Raw genomic sequence first — 17,844 nt, 5'->3', positions numbered from 1 at the left:
CACCCACCCACAGGACATGTCAACTCATGCCGATGGAACTCGGCTCAGTTGGCAGAACTCGCCAGTGCCTCGATCGCCGTGGCGACCTCCAGCAGGAACCGGTCCCCGCCGTGCCGGGCGACGACCTGGACGCCCACCGGGAGCCCGTCCGGCGTGGTCCCGAACGGCACCGAGATCGCCGGGCAGCCGGTCACGGTGATCAGGTACGCCGACCTCATCCAGTCCAGGTAGGACTCCATCGGGCGGCCGTCGATGCTCGTGGGGAACTCCTGGTCCGCCGGGAAGGGCGGCACCTGCGACACGGGCAGCACGAGCACGTCGTGGTCGGTGAAGAACTCCCGCATCCGCTGGGCCAGCGCCGTCCGCCGCTGGTAGGCGAGCGCCACGTCGGCACCGGTCAGCGACTCACCGGCCCGGATGTTCTCGGCGAGCGAGGCCTTGAACCCGTCCGGGTGCTCGGCGAGCAGCGCGCCGAAGCGCGCCTGGAAGTGCCAGGCCCGCAGGGTGCGGAAGCACGCGTCGGCACCGCTCAGGTCGGGGACGGCACCGGTGACCACCGCCCCGGCGCCGGCCAGCGCGGTCCCGGCCGCCTCGACGACCGCCCGCACGTCGGCGTCCACCGCGAACGCGCCGCCGAGGTCCGCCGACAGCGCCACCCGCAGCCCGCGCACCGCCGTGGCCGCGAGCGGCGGCGCGAACGCCGCCCCCGCGTCGCCGAGCGCGTGCGGGGCCCGCGGGTCCGGCCCGGCCAGCACCGACAGCAGCAGCGCCAGGTCGCCGACGGTGCGCGCCATCGGGCCGCCGGTGCTGGTGGTCTCCCACATGTTGGCCTGCGGCCACTCCGGCACCCGCCCCCACGACGGCCGCAGCCCGACCACCCCGCAGAACGACGCCGGGTTGCGCAGCGAGCCGCCCATGTCCGAGCCCTCGGCCAGCGGCACCATCCCGGACGCCAGCGCGCACGCGGCGCCACCGGACGAGCCCCCGGCCGAGCGGGACGGGTCGTGCGGGTTGAGCGTGGTGCCGAAGACCCGGTTGAACGTGTGCGAGCCGGCCGCGAACTCCGGGACGTTGGTCTTGCCGATCGGCACCGCACCGGCCCGCCGTATCCGCTCGACGACCAGTTCGTCGGCGTCCGGGACGTGCTCGGCGTACAGCGGGGAGCCGTAGGTGGTGCGCCAGCCGGCGGCGGCGTGGGTGTCCTTGAACGCGAACGGCAGCCCGTGCAGCGGCCCGATCTCCCCACCGGACACCAGCTGGTCGTCGGCGGCGGCCGCCGCGGCGCGGGCCCGCTCCGGGTCCAGCGAGACGACCGCGTTCAGCTGCGGGTTCCGCTCGGCGATCCGGTCGAGGTGCAGCTCCAGCAGCTCGCGTGCCGAGATGTCCTTGGCCCGCAGCGCCGCGGCCTGGGTCCGGGCCGTGGAATCGACCGACAGGGCGCCCGTCACCGGCGCCGCCCCAGCGCGGCGCCGACCAGCACCCCGAGCAGGGCCACCGCGGCACCGATCCCGATGCCGCGGGTGAGCTCGTCGGTGCCGGACGGGGAGCCGGGGACCGTGCCGGGCGCGGGACCGGAGGCCGTGTAGACCCCGGGCCGCGCGGTCGGCGCGGTGTAGCCGGGGCCGCCGACCAGGGCCGGGGCGGCGGTGGGGGAATCGGTCGGGGCGGTGGCGGCGCCGGTGCCGTCGGCGGACGCCGGCTCGGCCCCGTCGATCGGCACCGACGCCGGGACGGTGATCGCCGAGCCGACGTTGCCGAAGAACTCCGCCGCCATCCGCTTGGACACGCTCGCGAGCATCCGCTGCCCGACCCCGCCGACCATCCCGCCGACGGTGGCGTCGGCGGCGTAGGAGATCCGGGTGCCGTCGGCGCCGAGGTCGTCGAACCCGACGTCGACGACCGCGTCGATCGTCCCCGGCCCGCCCGCACCGGTCAGCGTCATCACCAGCGACTCGTGCGGCTTCAGGTCCGAGAGCGCGCAACGCCCGGCGTAGGTGCCCTTCACGGCGGCCACGCCCGCGGTGACGGTCATGGCGTACTCGTGGTCGCCGACGGCCTCCAGCTTCTCGCAGCCGGGGATGCTCGACACCAGCACGCGCGGGTCGAGCAGGGCGTCCCAGACGTGCTCGACCGGGTGCGCCACGACGTTGCTCCCGCTGATCTTCATGAGCGGTGGTCCTCCCGCAGGGTGTGAAGGTCGGACGGTGAGATCGGCATCGCCCGGATCGGGATGCCCTCGGCGTCCTCGACGGCCGCGGCGATCACCGCGGAGACCGGGATGACCCCCGCCTCGCCGGCCCCCTTGATCCCGAGCGGGTTCAGCGGGGACGGGGTCTCCAGGTGGTCGATCTCGATGCCGTCCGGGATCTCGGTGACGTAGGGCATCAGGAAGTCCATGAAGGACGCGTTGAGCAGCTGGCCGCCCTCGTCGTAGGCCATCCGCTCGTACAGCGCACCGCCGATGCCCTGCGCCACCCCGCCGTGGATCTGTCCCTCCACGACCATCGGGTTGATCAGGTGCCCGCAGTCGTGCACGACGGCGTAGCGCAGGATCCGGATCTCGGCGGTGGCCGGGTCGGTCTCGACGATCGCCGCGTGCATGCCGGAGGCGAACGTGGCGTGCACCGGGCTGTAGAAGTCCTTGCCCTCCAGCCCGGGCTCCTCGCCCTCGGCGACCGGGGGTGCCTCGCTGTCGCCGACCGAGAACTGGGTCGCGGCCTTCGAGGCCTCGTCGAAGGCGTAGCGCAGCGGGTTGGACAGCACCGACAGCGTCCCGAGCGGGACCGACCGGTCCGTGCCGCGCACACCCACCACGCCCTCGACGATCTCCAGGTCCTCGACCGAGGCCTCCAGCGCCTCCGCGGCCAGGCGCAGCGCCTTCTCCTTCGTCCGCCGGGCCGCCTTGACGATCGCCGACCCGCTCATCACCGCGGCCCGGGACGCGAACGTCCCCACCGCGTACGGCATCCGGCGGGTGTCGCCGGTGACCACCTCGACGTCGGCGAACGGCACGCCCAGCTCGTCCGCGACGATCTGGGCGAACGCCGTCTCGTGGCCCTGCCCCTGGGTGGTCAGCCCGGTCGCGACCTTGACCTTGCCGGTGGTCTCGACGTGCACGTGCGCGCCCTCGTACGGGCCGACGCCGGTGCCCTCGACGTAGCAGGCCAGCCCGATCCCCACGGTGCGGCCCTGCGCCGCGCACTCCCGGCGGAACGCCGCGAACTCGTCCCAGCCGATCAGCTTGCGCAGCTTCTCCAGCGACGCCGGGTAGTCCCCCGAGTCGTACTCGAGCGCGCGGCCGTCCTGGAAGATCAGCCCGTGGTCGTAGGGGAACTCGTGCGGCGCGATGAAGTTGGCCGCGCGCACCTCGGCCCGGTCCCGGCCCAGGTACTCCGCGATCGCGTCCATCGTGCGTTCCATCGCGAAGCAGCCCTGCGGACGCCCGGCGCCGCGGTACGGGGTGACGATCACCGTGTTGGTGAACAGCGACTCGAACACCACGCGGTAGGCGCCCGGCTTGTACGGGCCGAGCAGCTGGGTCGAGGTGATGATCGGGACGATCAGCCCGTACGGGGTGTAGGCGCCGTGGTCGTGCCAGAACTCGACGTCGAGCCCGAGCAGCCGGCCGTCGTCGTCGAACCCCACCTCGACGTGCTGGACCTGGCCGCGCTCGTGCGCCGAGGAGACGAAGTGCTCACGCCGGTCCTCGACGAACTTCACCGGCCGGCCCAGCGCCCGGGCGGCCATCGGGACCAGCAGCTCCTCCGGCCACGGGTGCACGATCTTCACACCGAACCCGCCGCCGACGTCCGGGGTGATCACGTCGACGTGGCCGATGTCCAGGCCGAGCTTCGCGGCGACGGCGGCGCGGACGCCGGTGGAGCTCTGCGTGGAGGTCCACAGCACGAGCCGGCCGGCGTCGGGGTCCCAGCGGGCCACCGTGCCGCGCCCCTCCAGCGGCATACAGGCGCTGCGCTCGATCTCCAGGTCCAGCTCGAGGCGGTGCGGGGCCGCGGCGATCGCGGCGGTCGCGTCGCCGACGGTCTGCTCCAGGCGGGCGCCGACGTTGCCGGGCACGTCCTCGTGCACCAGGCACTCCGCGGCGCGGGCGGCGTCGATCCCGACCACGGCGGGCAGCACCTCGTAGTCGACGACGATCCGGTCGACGGCGTCCTCGGCCAGGTAGCGGTCCTCGGCGACGACGATCGCGATCGCCTCGCCGACGTGGTTCACCTCGTCGCGGGCGAGCACGTACTGGGTGCGGCCGTGGGTGAGCGCGGGGTGCGGGATGAGCACCGGCAGCGGCTCGGCCATCGGGCCGGTCAGGTCGTCGTAGGTGTAGACGGCGTGTACCCCCGGGACGTCGAGCACCCCGGACACGTCGATGTCGACGACCCGGGCGTGCGCGTGCGGGGAGCGGAGCACCGCGGCGTGCAGGGTGCCCGGGCCGGCCGCGACGTCGTCGAGGTAGCGGCCGCCACCGCGCAGGAACCGCTGGTCCTCGACCCGCTGGACGGGCTGCCCCATCAGCTTGGTCGTCACGACGAGACCCCGCTCCCCCGGTCGGCCAGGGCGGCTGCTCGCTCGGTACTGATGGTCGCTGCTCGCTCGGTATCGATGGTCGCGTTCCGCTCCGTGCCGACGGTCGCTGCTCGCTCGGTAGTGAGGGTTGCGGCCCGCTCCGTGCCGATGGTCGCTGCTCGCTCCACCGCCCGGACGATGTTCTGGTAGCCCGTGCACCGGCACAGGTTCCCGGCGATCATGTCCCGGGCCCGCTCGTGCGTGGGGCACGGGTCGCGGCGCAGCCCCGCGGTGACCGTGGTGAGGAAGCCGGGGGTGCAGAACCCGCACTGCAGCCCGTGGCACTCGGCGAAGGCCTGCTGCACCGGCGAGAGCGTCCCGTCCGGCTCGGCCAGCCCCTCGACCGTGGTGATCTCGTGGTCCTGGGCGGCCACGGCCAGCATCAGGCAGGACCGGCCCGGCTCGCCGTCGACCAGGATCGTGCACGCCCCGCACACCCCGTGCTCGCAGCCGACGTGCGTCCCGGTCATCCCCAGCTCACCGCGCAGCGCGTCGGACAGCAGCCGCCGGGCGGGCACCCGCAGCTCGTGCTCGATCCCGTTCACCCGCAGCCGGATCTCGTGCAGCGTCTCGCTCACCGGCCCGCTCCCCTCGCATCGTCGATCGCCGCCGTCACGACCCGGTCGGTCAGCACCCGCACCAGCGTGCGCCGGTAGGCGGCCGTGGCGTGGATGTCCCCGGCCGGGTCGAGCCGCTCCAGGGCCGCGTCCGCCCGGTCGTCCGGGGCCACCCCGGTCAGGTCGACGACGGTCGGCACGTCGCTGACCGACAGGTAGCCGACCCGGACCCGCTCCCCCTCGACCAGCGCCGCCGCCCCGACCAGGGCGTAGTCGCCGTGCCGGCGGGCGATCTCGTCGAACGCCACGCCGGCGCCGGGCCGCAGCGCGGGGAAGAACGCCGACACGGCGACCTCGTCCGGCCCCACCGCCGACTCCATCGGCCCGGTGAACAGCTCCGCCGCGCCGATCGTGCGTCGTCCGGACGACCCCTCGACGTCCAGCGACCCACCCAGCAGAGCCAGTACCACCGGCATCTCGGCGGCGGCGTCGGCGTGCACCAGCGACCCGACCGTCGTGCCCCGATTACGGATCGTGGCGTGCGCGACGTGTGCCAGTGCCATCGGCACCAGCGGCTGCACCCGGGCGACCTCCGCCGACTCCAGCATCGCGGTGTGCCGGGCCAGCGCACCCACCCGCACCCCGTCGCCGGTGACCGTGATCGCGTCGAGGCCGGGCAGCCCGTTGATGTCGACGAGCACCGACGGTGCGGCGAGGCGCATCGACAGCAGCGGGATCAGGCTCTGGCCCCCCGCCAGCACCTTGCTCTCCGGGGTGGCGAGCGCGGCGACGGCGTCGGCCAGCCGGTCGGGCCGGACGTAGTCGAACGGAGCGGGCTTCACGGAACCTCCTTCGCCTCCCTGTCCTCATCGATCCTGTCCTCATCGATCCGGTCCTCATCGCTGCCGTGCGCGACACCGGGGCCGGTGCGGCGGTCGCGCAGCGCGACCGCGTGGAAGTAGACGACGACCAGGATCGTGCCCAGCGCGATCCCGCCGAGCTCGAAGCCGCCGCCGAGGTCCAGGGCCACGCCGCCGATGCCGGCGACCAGGCCCGCCGCGAGCCCGACGATGTTGCGCGGCTCGCCGAAGTCGACGCCGTTCTCCACCCAGATCTTCGCCCCGACCAGGGCGATCATCCCGTACAGCACCAGGGTGATCCCGCCGAGCACACCGCCCGGGATGGCGGCGATCAGCACCCCGAACTTCGGGCAGAGCCCCAGCACGATCGCGACACCGGCCGCCACGTAGTACGCGGCGGTGGAGTACACCCGGGTCGCCCCCATGACGCCGATGTTCTCCGCGTAGGTGGTCGTCGGGGATCCGCCGAACAGGCTGGCCAGGGCGGTGGCGGCGCCGTCGGCGCCGAGCGCGCGGCCCATGTACGGGTCGAGGTCGTCGCCGGTCATCTCGGCGACCGCCTTGACGTGGCCCAGGTTCTCCGCGATGAGCGCGATCACGCCGGGCAGCACGAGCAGCACGAACACCAGCGAGAAGTTCGGGCCGTGCACGGCGGCCACGCCGTCGTCGAGGGTGCCGCTGGGCAGGCCGAACCAGGCGGCCTCGCCGATCCCGTCGAACGCGACGCGCAGGTGCGGCTCCGGGGTGCAGTCGGCGCCGCCGCACGAGGTGATCGGGCCGAACAGCAGGTCGAGCAGGTAGGAGAGCACGAACCCGAACACGAGCGCGAGGAACACCGCGATCCGGCCCCAGAACCCGCGGAACAGCACCGCGGCGCAGACCAGGAACGTCGCGGTCAGCAGCCCGGTCCACTGGTCGATCGGCCAGTACTCCGAGGCGACGACCGGGGCGAGGTTGAACCCGATCAGCATGACGACGGCGCCGGTCACCGCGGGCGGGAACACCGCGTGCACCAGGCGCGGCCCGGCGAAGTGCACGAACACCCCGACCGCGAGCAGCACCAGCCCGGCCACCAGGATCGCGCCGGTGACGTCGGCGGAGTCGCCGCCCATCGCGCGGATCGCGGCCACGCTGCCGACGAACGCGGCGCTCGTGCCCAGGTAGCTCGGCACCCGGTTCTTGCAGATCAGCAGGAACAGGACCGTGCAGAGCCCGGAGAACAGGATCGCGAGGTTCGGGTCGAGCCCCATCACCACCGGGAAGACGAACGTCGCCCCGAACATCGCGACGACGTGCTGGATGCCGAGCCCGGCGGTCCTCCCCCAGGGCAGCCGCTGCGCGGGCCCGACCGGTTCGCCGGGCGCGGGCTCGACGACCTCCCACCTGAACATCGACATCTCGGGTCCCCTCCGCTTCCCTGCCTCGCGAACCCGACTCAAGCTAATGAGACCCAGGTCGCACCTCGACGGCGATCCTTGCCGATCGTCGGGCGGATCCGCTGGCACGAATTGATGACGCGAGCACCGTGACACGCGTGCGTGCCCTCATGGGTTGCGACGAGGTTGCAGATCCCGGTCCCGGAGAGGTGGCCCGCGAGCAGGCTGGTGCTTCGGCCCTCGACCGCCGGGCCTCAGTGCTGGTGCTTCGGCCCTCGACCGCCGGGCCTCAGTGGCTGATCTTGAGTGCCTGCAGGGCCACCGCGACGTCGAGGCGCAGGTTCGGGTCGGTCGACAGCGGCCCGAGCAGCCGCTCCAGCTTCGAGACCCGGTAGCGCATCGTGTTGTAGTGGAAGAACTGCACCCGGGCCGCCTCGGCGACGTTGAAGTTGGTGTCCAGCAGCACCTGCAGCGTCTCGCGCAGCTCGGCGGCCTCCGCGGTCGGCTCCGCCAGCGGGCCGAGCGCGTCCCGGACGAACGACGTCAGCTCGGCCGGGTCCGGGATCAGCGCGATCAGCCGGTGCAGGCCGAGCTGGTCGAAGAACGTGGTGCGGCCACCGCCGCCGATCCGGCGGCCGACCTCGACCGCGCGTCGCGCCTGGCCGTAGGCGGCCGGGAGGGCGTCCACGTCGGCGACCGGGCGGCTCACCCCGGCCGAGAACGGGCGGCGGCCACCGCCCTTGTCCCCGGCCACCGCGGTGACCGCCCGCGCCACCACGTCCCGCCCCGCCGGGCCGTCCGCCCCGTCACCGGCACCGCCGCCTCTGCCTCTGCCACTGCCACTGCCACTGCCACTGCCGACCGGGAGCAGCGTGACGACCTCGGAGGAGAAGTCGACCGTCGGGATGCCGTCGCCCAGCCCGGTGCACACCTGGCGCCACGCCGCCGAGAACCGCTTCTGCCAGGTCCGCCGCTGCTCGCCGGAGACCGGCTCGTCGGGCGGGTCCAGCTCGGCCGAGACGACGACCATCGGCCGGCGCAGGTCCCAGCCGAACAGGTCCGCGTGCTCGGTCACGTACGCCTCGTCGGCGGTGCGGCGCAGCAGCAGGTCCCGCAGGAAGTCGCCCTGGTACTTGGTCTCGACCGCGGTGACGGCCTCCTGCCGGGTGATCAGCAGCGCGGCGACCGCGGCGGCCCGTTCCAGGGCGTGCACGTCGTCGGGGGTCAGCCGCCCGTCCTGGCGCACGCAGACCAGCCGGGCCAGGTTCTGCCCGCCCGCGGCGACCCGCAGCGTGCGGGCCTCCCCGCCGGCGACGGCGACGCCACCGGAGCCCATCCGCTCCACCCGGAGCCGGCCGGTCGGGTCGACGAGGTCGTGCTCGGCCAGCACCCGGCGGACGTCGGCGGGCAGGGCCGAGGCCCGCTCGCGGCCGTCGGTGGAGGTGAAGGCGACGCCCACGCCGAGCACCCGCCCCACCTCGGCCGCGATGCCGTCGAGGTCGCCGCCCTCCAGCGCGATCTGGGTGAGGCCGGTGTGCAGGGCGTCGACCCGGGCGAGCGCGGCCCGCGCGGGCGGCTCGAGCTCGTCACGATCATGGGTGAGCAACAGTTGCCGTCCCTCCCGGCCGAAGGTGGCACAAGTTAACATCGGATCGGCGGTGTGCCCAGCGTTAACGTCGGATCCGTGACCTCCGGCGTCCCCGTCAGCGCGCCTGTCCGGGTCCGGGACCGGCTCCGCCGGGCACCCGACGGCCCGGTGACGGTCGTGCACTCCGGGCCGGACGCGGTCTACCTCGCGGTCGGCGACGGCTGCGTCGGCGTCACCGGCCGGCACGCGGTCGCGGTCCCGTGCGCGCTGCACACCCGGCTCGACCGGCTCGACGTGACCGCCGCCCGGATCGACGGTGGTGTGCTGCACCTCGACGACGTCCCGCTGGAGGTCCGGCGGCTGGCCGACACCCGCGTCCCCGCCCTCCCCGCCGGCGCGACGACCGGCGACCGGCCGGATGCCGTGACCGACATCCCGGCCCCGATCACCGCCGACACCGTGCCCGTGCTGGTCGGACGGGGTGACGGGCTCACCCCGCTCGGCGACGACGTCCTCTGTGGATGGCTGGCGGTACACCGCGCGGCCCGGGTGCCGACCCCCGAGGTCGACGCGGCCGTCCGCGCCTGCCTGCACCGCACCACGCTGCTGTCGGCCGAGCTGCTGCGCTGCGCCCTCGACGGCGAGGTGATGCCGCCATTCGCGGCGTTCGTCGCCGCCCTCGGGACACCGGCCGCCGCCACGGCCGCGGCGGCGCTCACCGCCGTCGGCCACACGTCCGGGGCCGGGATGCTGCACGGCGCCCGGCTCGCCCTGCCCGCTCTCCGCTCCGAAGGGGTCGCCGCATGACGACGCACGTCGAGGTCCGGCCCGGCGCCTACGCCGACTCCGTCACCCTGCTCCGGGTCAGCCGCACCGTGCAGGGTCTCGACGGGGTGACCGCCGCGCAGGTCGCGATGGCCACCCCGCTCAACGTCGAGGTCCTCACCGGCATGGGGTTCGAGGTCCCGGCCGGGACCGGAACGAACGACCTGGTGGTGGCCCTGCGTCTGGCCGGCGCGGACGCGCTCCCGGATGCGCTGGACGGGGTGGAGCGCGCGCTGCGCGAGGCGAACCGCCCGGCACCGGGCTCCGGTGACGGCGGCCCGGCCGTCCCGCCCCGCACCACCGGCTCCGCGCTGGAGCGCGACCCGGCCGCGCTCGCGCTCGTCTCGGTGCCCGGTCCGCACGCGTGTGTCGAGGCGATGGACGCGCTCGACGCGGGCCGCGACGTGATGATCTTCAGCGACAACGTGCCGGTGGAGCAGGAGGTCGCGCTGAAGACGGTGGCCGCCGAGCGGGGCCTGCTGGTCATGGGCCCGGACTGCGGCACCGCCGTCGTCGGCGGGGTCGGGCTGGGCTTCGCGAACACCGTCGCCCCGGGCCCGGTCGGGATCGTGGCCGCGTCCGGCACCGGCTGCCAGCAGCTGCTGGCGTTGCTCGACCACGCCGGCGTCGGGGTGGGCGCCGCGCTCGGTGTCGGCGGGCGGGACCTCTCCGCCGAGGTCGGCGGGGCAGCGACCCGGGAGGCGCTGCGCCGGCTCGACGCCGACCCCCGGGTGGAGCTGATCGTGCTGGTCTCCAAGCCCCCGGCCGACGACGTCGCCGACGGGCTGCGCGAGCTGGCCGCGCAGCTGGCGACGCCGGTCGAGTTCGCGCTGCTCGGCGCCGGGCGGCCCGACCTCACCGCGGCCGCCGAGGCGGTGCTGACCCGGCTCGGCCGGCCGGTGCCGCAGTGGCCGGTGCACGGGCGTGCGCAGCCGGGCGGGACCGGCCGGGCCCTGCGCGGGCTGTTCGTCGGCGGCACCCTCGCGACCGAGGCCGCGCAGATCGCCGGCACCGCGCAGGTCGACATCACGCCGGTCGACACCACGCCGGTCGACACCACGCCGGTCGACGCCGCGCAGAACAGCACCGGCCACACGTTCGTCGACTTCGGCGACGATGCCTACACCGCCGGCCGGGCCCATCCGATGATCGACCCGACGCTGCGCCTGGAGCACCTGGCCGCGGCACTGGCCGACCCGGACACCGGCGCCGTGCTGCTCGACGTCGTGCTCGGGCACGGCGCCGAACCCGACCCGGCGGCGCTGCTCGCCCCCGCGATCGCCGGCGCCGCGGTGCCGGTCGTGATCACCGTGGTCGGGACCGGGGCCGACCCGCAGGGCCTGGACCGCCAGGTCGACGCGCTGGTCGCGGCCGGTGCGGAGGTACACCTGTCCCACGCCCGTGCCACCCGGCGGGCCCTCGACCTCGCGGGCGCGCTCGCGGGAGCCGCGCACGCCGCGCAGAACGGAGCCGCCCGGTGACCACCCCCGAGGCCGTCGTCAGCACCGGCACCGACCTGCTCGCCGACGCCGTCGCCGGCCAGGCCGTCCCCGTCACCCGGGTCGACTGGCGCCCACCGATGCCCGGCACCGCCGACGACCTCGCGACCGTCGCCACCGACCCGCTGCGCCGGGACGCGAACGACCGCGCGCTCGCGGCGATGCTCGGTGTCACGGCCACGCTGGTCGACGTCGCACCGGCCGCCGAGGTGCTCGGGCTGGCGCCGGGCGAGTTCCTGCACGCGGGCCCGCCGATCACCTGGGACCGGGCGTCGGGCCCGCTGCGCGGCGCGCTGATGGGCGGGGCCGCCCTGGAGGGCCTGGTCGACGATCCCGAACAGGCCCCCGCACTGTTCGAGGCGGGCACCGCGGTGTCGCTGGAGCCGTGCCACCATCGCTCGGCCGTCGGGCCGATGGCCGGGGTCGTCACCCCGAGCATGTGGATGTTCGTGCTGGAGGACGCGGCCACCGGTCGCCGCACCTACTGCTCGCTGAACGAGGGCCTGGGCACGGTGCTGCGCTACGGCGCGTACGGCCCGGCGGTCCTCGACCGGCTCCGCTGGCTCGGCGACGTGCTCGGCCCGCTGCTGCGCGCCGCGGTCCGCTCCGTGCGGGAGATCGGCGGCCCGATCGACGTCACCGCGATCCTCACCCAGATGCTGCAGATGGGCGACGAGGCGCACAACCGCAACCGCGCCGGCACCCTGATGCTGCTGCGCGACCTGTCCCCCGCCCTGGTCACGGCCGCGGCCGGTGCCGGGTTCGGCGCCGACGACGTCGCCGCCGCGCTGCGTTTCGTCGGCGGCAACGACCACTTCTTCCTCAACCTGGCCATGCCGGCCTGCAAGCTCGCGCTCGACGCGGCTCGTGACATCGACGGCTCGACGATGGTCGTGGCGATGGCGCGCAACGGCACCGACTTCGGGATCCAGGTCGCGGGAACCGGCGACGAGTGGTTCACCGGACCGGCCCAGCTCGCCGACGGCCTGTTCCTGGGTGACTACGGCCCGGAGGACGCCAACCCCGACATCGGCGACTCCGCCATCACCGAGACGGCCGGGATCGGCGGGTTCGCCATGGCCACCGCGCCGGCGATCGTCCGGTTCGTGGGCGGCACGGTGCCGGACGCGCTGGCCACCACCCGGCGGATGCGCGAGATCACGATCGGGGAGAACCCGCGGTGGTCGGTCCCGGTGCTGGAGTTCGCCGGGGTGCCCAGCGGCATCGACGTCACGAAGGTGTGCCGGACCGGCATCCTCCCGCAGATCAACACCGGGATGGCGGGCCGGGTCGCCGGGGTCGGGCAGGTCGGCGCCGGCCTGGTGACCCCGCCCGCGGAGATCTTCCCGACGGCGCTCGCCGGGCTCGCCGCACGGGCCCGCACCCGCGGCTGACCCGGACGGGGCCCCGGGCCGGGCCGTTCGAGTGATGGACAACGGTCCCGCACCCGGTACCGTCTACGCTCCACACCGTCCGCCGGGTGGGAAGGGGCGCCGTGAGTACCACCGACCCGGCTCGCGATCTGCCCGCGCACACCTGCAGCTGGCCGGACCCGGCCCCACGGGTGCAGGTCCGGGAGCACTCGCCGCGTCCGGGCGTGACGGTGCTCGAGGTCATCGGCGAGGTCGACCTGCTGGAGGCCGACGCGATCCGCAACGGGATGGTCGCGCTGCTCGGCCACGGCCGTCCGGAGCGCGCGGTGCTGGACCTGTCCGGGGTCGGGTTCCTCGGTTCGCACGGGCTCAGCGCGGTCGTCCGGTCCTCGCAGGCAGCCGGTGCCGCGGGGGTCCCGCTGTCCGGGGTGACCGGGCCGGGCAACCGGGCCGTGATCCGGCCTGTGCGGATGACCGGCCTGGACCGGGTCCTCGTCTGGTACCCGGACCTCGACGCCGCGCTGGACGGTTCCCGGCCCTGATCCGCAGTCCCTACGCATGACCGCGGCCTCCGGTTCACCACTTTGCGAGTGAGGATCGCCACCGGGTTCCCGCGTGTCCGGACCACGGTCGCCCGGGTAGCCGCACTCCATGTCAGACGTGTCCAACCGATCGTCGCGCGCCGGCGGTGCCGCCGACGACGGTCGCGGTGAGCAGCCGGGCGCCGGCCCGCAGGTGATCCGCCGCGACCTGGGCTACCGGCCGTCGCCGCACCCCCGGGCCGCCCCGCTCGACAGCCGCGTCCTGGTCGCCGGGAGCACGCTCGACACGCCCCGCACCCGCCCCGGCGAGCAGCTCGCCGAGGTGTTCGAGGAGGCCGTCGACGCCCACCCGGACGCCCTCGCGGTCGACACCGGAGCGGCCGGTGCAGAAGGCGGCGACGCGGACGCCCCCGAGCAGACGACAGGCCCCAAGGCGACGGCCGCCGGCTTGACCTATCGCGAGCTCGACGGCCGTGCCGACCGGCTCGCCCGCCACCTGCACGAGCGCGGGACCGGCCCGGGCGACGTGGTCGGCCTGCTGCTCGACGACCCGGTCGAGGCCTACACCGCGATGCTCGCGGTGCTCAAGGCCGGCGCCACGTTCGTCCCGCTGGACGCCGGGTTCCCGGCCGACCGGATCTCCTACATCCTCGACGACTCCGCGGCCGGCCTGCTGCTGGCCACGTCGTCGGCGCTGGAGCAGGTCGGCGAGCCGCTCGAGGCCGGCGTGGAGGTACTCCGCGTCGCCGGTACGGACCCCGCCGCCGCGCGGACCGCCGCGGAGATCGCCCGCCGACCCGCCCGCCGGCTCGACACCGACGTCCGGCGCGACGGCACCGCGCACCCCGCGTACCTGATCTACACCTCGGGCTCGACCGGCCGGCCGAAGGGCGTGGTGATCTCCCATCCGGCCATCTGCAACTTCGTGCGGGTCGCCGCGGACGGCTACGGCGTGCGTCCCGACGACCGCATGTACCAGGGCCTGACCCTGGCGTTCGACTTCTCGGTCGAGGAGATCTGGACGACGTTCCTGGTCGGCGCCACGCTCGTGCCGAAGCCGCCGGGGGTCTCCCTGGTCGGCGCCGACCTGCACGCGTTCCTCACCCGCAACCGGGTCAGCGCGCTGTGCTGCGTGCCGACCCTGCTCGCCACGCTCGACGACGATCCGGGTGACCTGGACGACCTGCGGTTCCTGCTCGTCTCCGGCGAGGCGTGCCCGCAGGACCTGGTGCGTCGCTGGCACCGCCCGCCTCGGCGGTTCCTCAACGTCTACGGCCCCACCGAGGCGACCGTGACCGCGACCTGGACCGAGCTGCACCCGGACCGCCCGGTCACGATCGGGACACCGCTGCCGACCTACGCCGTGCTGGTGCTGGACCCGGAGGACCCGGGCACGGTGCTGCCGTTCGGCGAGACCGGCGAGATCGCCATCGCCGGTGTCGGGCTGGCCGACGGCTACCTCAACCGGGACCGGAAGACGGCGGAGTCGTTCGTCGAGGCCCCCGTCGACCTGCCGGGCGCCCCGTCCGGGCTGATGTACCGCACCGGTGACCTCGGCCGGATCGACGACCGCGGGGAGATCGAGTACCGGGGCCGGATCGACCTGCAGGTGAAGATCCGCGGGTACCGGATCGAGCTGTCCGAGATCGAGGCGGTGCTGCAGGACCACCCGTCGGTCGCGCTCGCGGTCGTGGACACGTTCGAGCCGACGTCGGGGAATCCGGAGCTGGTCGGCTACCACAGCCTGGTCGACGGCGCCGGGGAGCCCGACGACCTGCGCGCACGGCTGCAGCAGCGGCTGCCGTCGTACATGGTGCCCGCCTACCTGGAGCACCTCGACCGCATCCCGATGACCACCAGCGACAAGGCGGACCGGAAGAACCTGCCCGCCCCGACCGGGAGCCGGGTCTCGACCTCCGGGCCGGTCGTCGGCGCCGCCTCCGATGTGGAGCACGGCCTGACCGAGGAGCTGGCGGGCGCGCTCGCGGTGGCACCGGAGGAGATCTCGGTGACCGCGCACGTGTTCGACGAGCTCGGGGCCACGTCGCTGCTCGTCGCCGGGTTCGCCGCCGCGGTGCGCGGCCGCGACGACCTCCCGCGGGTGTCCGCTCAGGACGTCTACCGCCATCCCACGCTCCGCGATCTCGCGACCGCGCTGGGCGGGCCGGCCCCGGCACAGGACCAGGCCACCGACGTGCCCCCCGTGTCGCCGCGTCCGGTCGCGCACGCGCTGACCGGGCTGGGACAGGTGCTGTTCCTGCTGGCAGGCGGGTTCGCCGGCGCGGCGATGCTGGTGCTCGGGTTCCAGTGGGTGCCCGCCGCGGCCGACGCGGGCGGGCTGCTGGCCCGGGCCGGGATCTGGACGGCCGGGGTCGCCGCCGCCGTCGTGCTGCTGCCGGTAGCGGTCAAGTGGATCCTCGTCGGGCGGTTCCGGCCGGGCACGATCCGGCTGTGGGGCCCGGCGCACTTCCGGTTCTGGGTGGTGACCACGCTGATCCGGAGCAACCCGATGACCGCGCTGGCCGGCACCCCGCCGTACGTGCTGTGGCTGCGGCTGCTCGGCGCCCGGATCGGGCGCGGCTCGGCCCTGTTCGGAGCGGTCCCGGTCGCGACCGACCTGGTCCGGGTCGGGTCGCGCTCGCTGGTGCACCCCGAGGCGTCGCTGCAGGCCTACCGGGCGGTGCCCGGCGCGCTCGAGCTCGGCCCGGTCGAGGTCGGCGACGACTGCGTCGTCGGGGAGGCCGGTGTGCTGGACGTGTGGACCGGGATGGAGGACGGCGCGCAGCTGGGACACGTGTCCGCGCTGCGCCCGGGCGTCACCGTCCCGGCCGGCGAGGCGTGGCACGGGTCCCCCGCGGGCCCGTCCGACTCCGACTACCGGCCCGTGCCGTCCGCCGGGTCCGGACGGGTGCGCCGGTTCGGCTACGGCGCGGTGCTCCTCGGGCTGCTCTGGGGGCTCGGCACCGCCGTGTTCGCCGCGGTCGTGGCGGTGTTCGACCGGTTCGCCGCCCCGGTCGCCGGCTGGATCGGCACGGTGGGCGTGCTCGACTTCGTCCTGATCGGCGCGCTCGCGGTGATGGCACTGGTCGTGCTCGCGCTCGCCGTCGGCGTCGCGGCCGTCCTGGTACTGCCACGGCTGGCGGGCCTGGCCGTGCCACCCGGGCGGACGTTCCCGCTGTACGGCGTCCGGCACCTCGCGCAGCAGATCGTGACCGGGGTGTCCAACGCCCGGTTCCTGGTGCTGCTGCTCGGCGACAGCTCGTTCGTCACCGGGTACCTGACGGCGCTCGGCTACGACCTGGGTGACCTGCGCCAGACCGGCTCGAACTTCGGCACCCAGCTGCGCCAGGAGTCGCCGCGGCACGTGCACGTGGGCCGGGGCACGATGGTGTCCGACGGACTGCGGATGATGAACACCGAGCTGTCGCACGACTCGTTCCGGGTCAGCCCGGTCGCCCTCGGCGGGGACAACTTCGTCGGCAACGACGTGCACCTGCCCGCCGGCGCCCGGGTCGGGGGCAACGTGCTGCTCGCGACGAAGGTGATGGTCCCGACCGACGGCCCCGTCCGCAGCGACGTCGGGCTGCTCGGGTCACCGCCGATGGAGATCTCGCGCACGACCACGGTGCCGCACCCGAACCAGCCCGGGACCGAGGACGAGCTGGCCCGGCGGCTGCGGTCGAAGAACCGCTACAACGCCTCGTCGATGGTCGTGACGGTGCTGCTGCGCGCGCTCGGGGTCGCGGTCGCGCTGGTGCCCACCGGTCTGGCGCTCGCGCTGTGGCCGGCCTGGGGTGTGTGGGCGCTGGGCCCGGCGATGACCCTGGGACCGCTGCTGGCGCTGGTGTGGTCGGCGCTGCTGGAGCGGGCGACGCTCGGCTTCCGGTCGCTCGAGCCCCGTACCGCGTCGATCTACGACCGCTACTTCTGGTTCCACGAGCGGCTGTGGAAGCTCTACGCCCGGCCGGTCCTGGCCGGCACCCCGCTGCTGGTCTGGCGCAACCGCCTCGCCGGGCTCGCCGCCGGGCGGCGGGTGTTCGACGACGGGGCCGTGTTGCCGGAGAAGAGCCTGGTCACCGTCGGCGACGACGCCGTGCTCAACGCCGGCTCGGTGATCCAGTGCCACTCGTTGGAGGACGGGCGCTTCGAGTCCGGGCGGGCCCGGATCGGGGCCGGTGCGGGTGTCGGGGTGCGCGCGTTCGTGCACCACTCGACCGGGCTCGGTGACGGCGCGACGCTCGCGGCCGACTCGTTCCTGATGAAGGGCGAGCAGGTCGGGCCGGGCGAGCGCTGGGGCGGCAACCCGGCCGAGCCCGAGGACCTCTCGATCCCGGACTTCCGCTCCGCCCGCACCGGCACACCAGCCGCGACTTCTGCGCCGCAGCCGTTCACCGACGAGGTCTTCCTCGCCGGGGTGCAGCGTCACCTGTGCTCGCGCGACGTCGGGGAGGCGACCGAGGTGTCGGTCGCCGTGCTGGAGACCCTCGCCCGCAGCCTCGACCCGCCCGAGCGGGACGACCTCGCCCGGCACCTGCCACGCGGTCTGCGGTCCCGGGTGCCGGCACTGGCCGGACAGGGTCGTCCTCCGGGCGGCCAGCACGCCGTCGTCGACTGAGCGGAGCTTGCGGAGCGAACATCGGCCC

12 protein-coding genes are annotated in these 17,844 nt (G+C 74.7%); 5 read left to right on the top strand and 7 right to left on the bottom strand.

Annotated elements, in window-relative coordinates; all coding sequences use genetic code 11:
* Positions 1–44: 44 nt before the first annotated feature.
* From BM093_RS22125 to BM093_RS22095, 7 genes are all read right to left on the bottom strand, one after another.
* Positions 45–1,448, bottom strand: a complete 1,404-nt coding sequence (locus BM093_RS22125; RefSeq protein WP_245773706.1) for an amidase — start codon at positions 1,446–1,448, stop codon at positions 45–47.
* Complete coding sequence (locus BM093_RS22120) at positions 1,445–2,167, bottom strand: SRPBCC family protein (RefSeq protein ID WP_093348246.1); 723 nt, start codon at positions 2,165–2,167, stop codon at positions 1,445–1,447. Before BM093_RS22120 ends, BM093_RS22125 begins: the two co-directional genes overlap by 4 nt.
* Positions 2,164–4,542: an aerobic carbon-monoxide dehydrogenase large subunit gene (cutA, locus tag BM093_RS22115; protein ID WP_093348241.1), complete on the bottom strand. Its 2,379-nt coding sequence runs from the start codon at positions 4,540–4,542 to the stop codon at positions 2,164–2,166. The genes BM093_RS22120 and cutA overlap by 4 nt, the downstream gene beginning before the upstream one ends.
* The gene (locus tag BM093_RS22110) at positions 4,539–5,159 is read right to left on the bottom strand and encodes a (2Fe-2S)-binding protein (RefSeq protein WP_093348236.1); all 621 of its coding nucleotides are present in this window, start codon (positions 5,157–5,159) and stop codon (positions 4,539–4,541) included. The genes cutA and BM093_RS22110 overlap by 4 nt, the downstream gene beginning before the upstream one ends.
* Complete coding sequence (locus BM093_RS22105) at positions 5,156–5,980, bottom strand: FAD binding domain-containing protein (protein ID WP_093348231.1); 825 nt, start codon at positions 5,978–5,980, stop codon at positions 5,156–5,158. The genes BM093_RS22110 and BM093_RS22105 overlap by 4 nt, the downstream gene beginning before the upstream one ends.
* The gene (locus BM093_RS22100) at positions 5,977–7,389 is read right to left on the bottom strand and encodes a uracil-xanthine permease family protein (RefSeq protein WP_093348471.1); all 1,413 of its coding nucleotides are present in this window, start codon (positions 7,387–7,389) and stop codon (positions 5,977–5,979) included. The genes BM093_RS22105 and BM093_RS22100 overlap by 4 nt, the downstream gene beginning before the upstream one ends.
* A 274-nt stretch (positions 7,390–7,663) precedes the next feature.
* Complete coding sequence (locus BM093_RS22095) at positions 7,664–9,022, bottom strand: PucR family transcriptional regulator (RefSeq protein ID WP_093348226.1); 1,359 nt, start codon at positions 9,020–9,022, stop codon at positions 7,664–7,666.
* 36 nt (positions 9,023–9,058) lie between these two features.
* Here BM093_RS22095 and BM093_RS22090 point away from each other — a divergent pair, with 36 nt between their 5' ends.
* From BM093_RS22090 to BM093_RS22070, 5 genes are all read left to right on the top strand, one after another.
* Positions 9,059–9,769, top strand: a complete 711-nt coding sequence (locus BM093_RS22090) for an oxamate carbamoyltransferase subunit AllH family protein (RefSeq protein ID WP_245773705.1) — start codon at positions 9,059–9,061, stop codon at positions 9,767–9,769.
* Positions 9,766–11,268, top strand: a complete 1,503-nt coding sequence (locus tag BM093_RS22085) for an AllF/FdrA family protein (protein ID WP_093348217.1) — start codon at positions 9,766–9,768, stop codon at positions 11,266–11,268. The genes BM093_RS22090 and BM093_RS22085 overlap by 4 nt, the downstream gene beginning before the upstream one ends.
* Positions 11,265–12,680, top strand: a complete 1,416-nt coding sequence (locus BM093_RS22080) for a YlbE family protein (RefSeq protein ID WP_093348212.1) — start codon at positions 11,265–11,267, stop codon at positions 12,678–12,680. The genes BM093_RS22085 and BM093_RS22080 overlap by 4 nt, the downstream gene beginning before the upstream one ends.
* A 101-nt stretch (positions 12,681–12,781) precedes the next feature.
* On the top strand, positions 12,782–13,201 hold the full coding sequence (locus tag BM093_RS22075) for an STAS domain-containing protein (protein WP_093348208.1): 420 nt from the start codon (positions 12,782–12,784) through the stop codon (positions 13,199–13,201).
* A 109-nt stretch (positions 13,202–13,310) separates the two neighbouring features.
* Entirely contained in the window at positions 13,311–17,816 is a 4,506-nt protein-coding gene (locus tag BM093_RS22070; RefSeq protein WP_218162869.1) for a Pls/PosA family non-ribosomal peptide synthetase, read from the top strand.
* Positions 17,817–17,844 lie beyond the last annotated feature (28 nt).

The sequence above is a fragment of the Pseudonocardia ammonioxydans genome (genome assembly GCF_900115005.1).
Taxonomy (GTDB): Bacteria; Actinomycetota; Actinomycetes; order Mycobacteriales; family Pseudonocardiaceae; genus Pseudonocardia; species Pseudonocardia ammonioxydans.
Note: the sequence above shows the minus strand (reverse complement) of the source record. Positions and strands in the feature narration are given on the sequence as shown.

What these genes read in the sequence shown, in the direction of transcription:
- BM093_RS22100 (WP_093348471.1), bottom strand. Translation starts at nt 7,389, where the DNA reads ATGTTCAGGTGGGAGGTCGTCGAGCCCGCGCCCGGCGAACCGGTCGGG.
- BM093_RS22095 (WP_093348226.1), bottom strand. Translation starts at nt 9,022, where the DNA reads ATGTTAACTTGTGCCACCTTCGGCCGGGAGGGACGGCAACTGTTGCTC.
- BM093_RS22085 (WP_093348217.1), top strand. Translation starts at nt 9,766, where the DNA reads ATGACGACGCACGTCGAGGTCCGGCCCGGCGCCTACGCCGACTCCGTC.
- BM093_RS22070 (WP_218162869.1), top strand. Translation starts at nt 13,311, where the DNA reads ATGTCAGACGTGTCCAACCGATCGTCGCGCGCCGGCGGTGCCGCCGAC.
- BM093_RS22120 (WP_093348246.1), bottom strand. Translation starts at nt 2,167, where the DNA reads ATGAAGATCAGCGGGAGCAACGTCGTGGCGCACCCGGTCGAGCACGTC.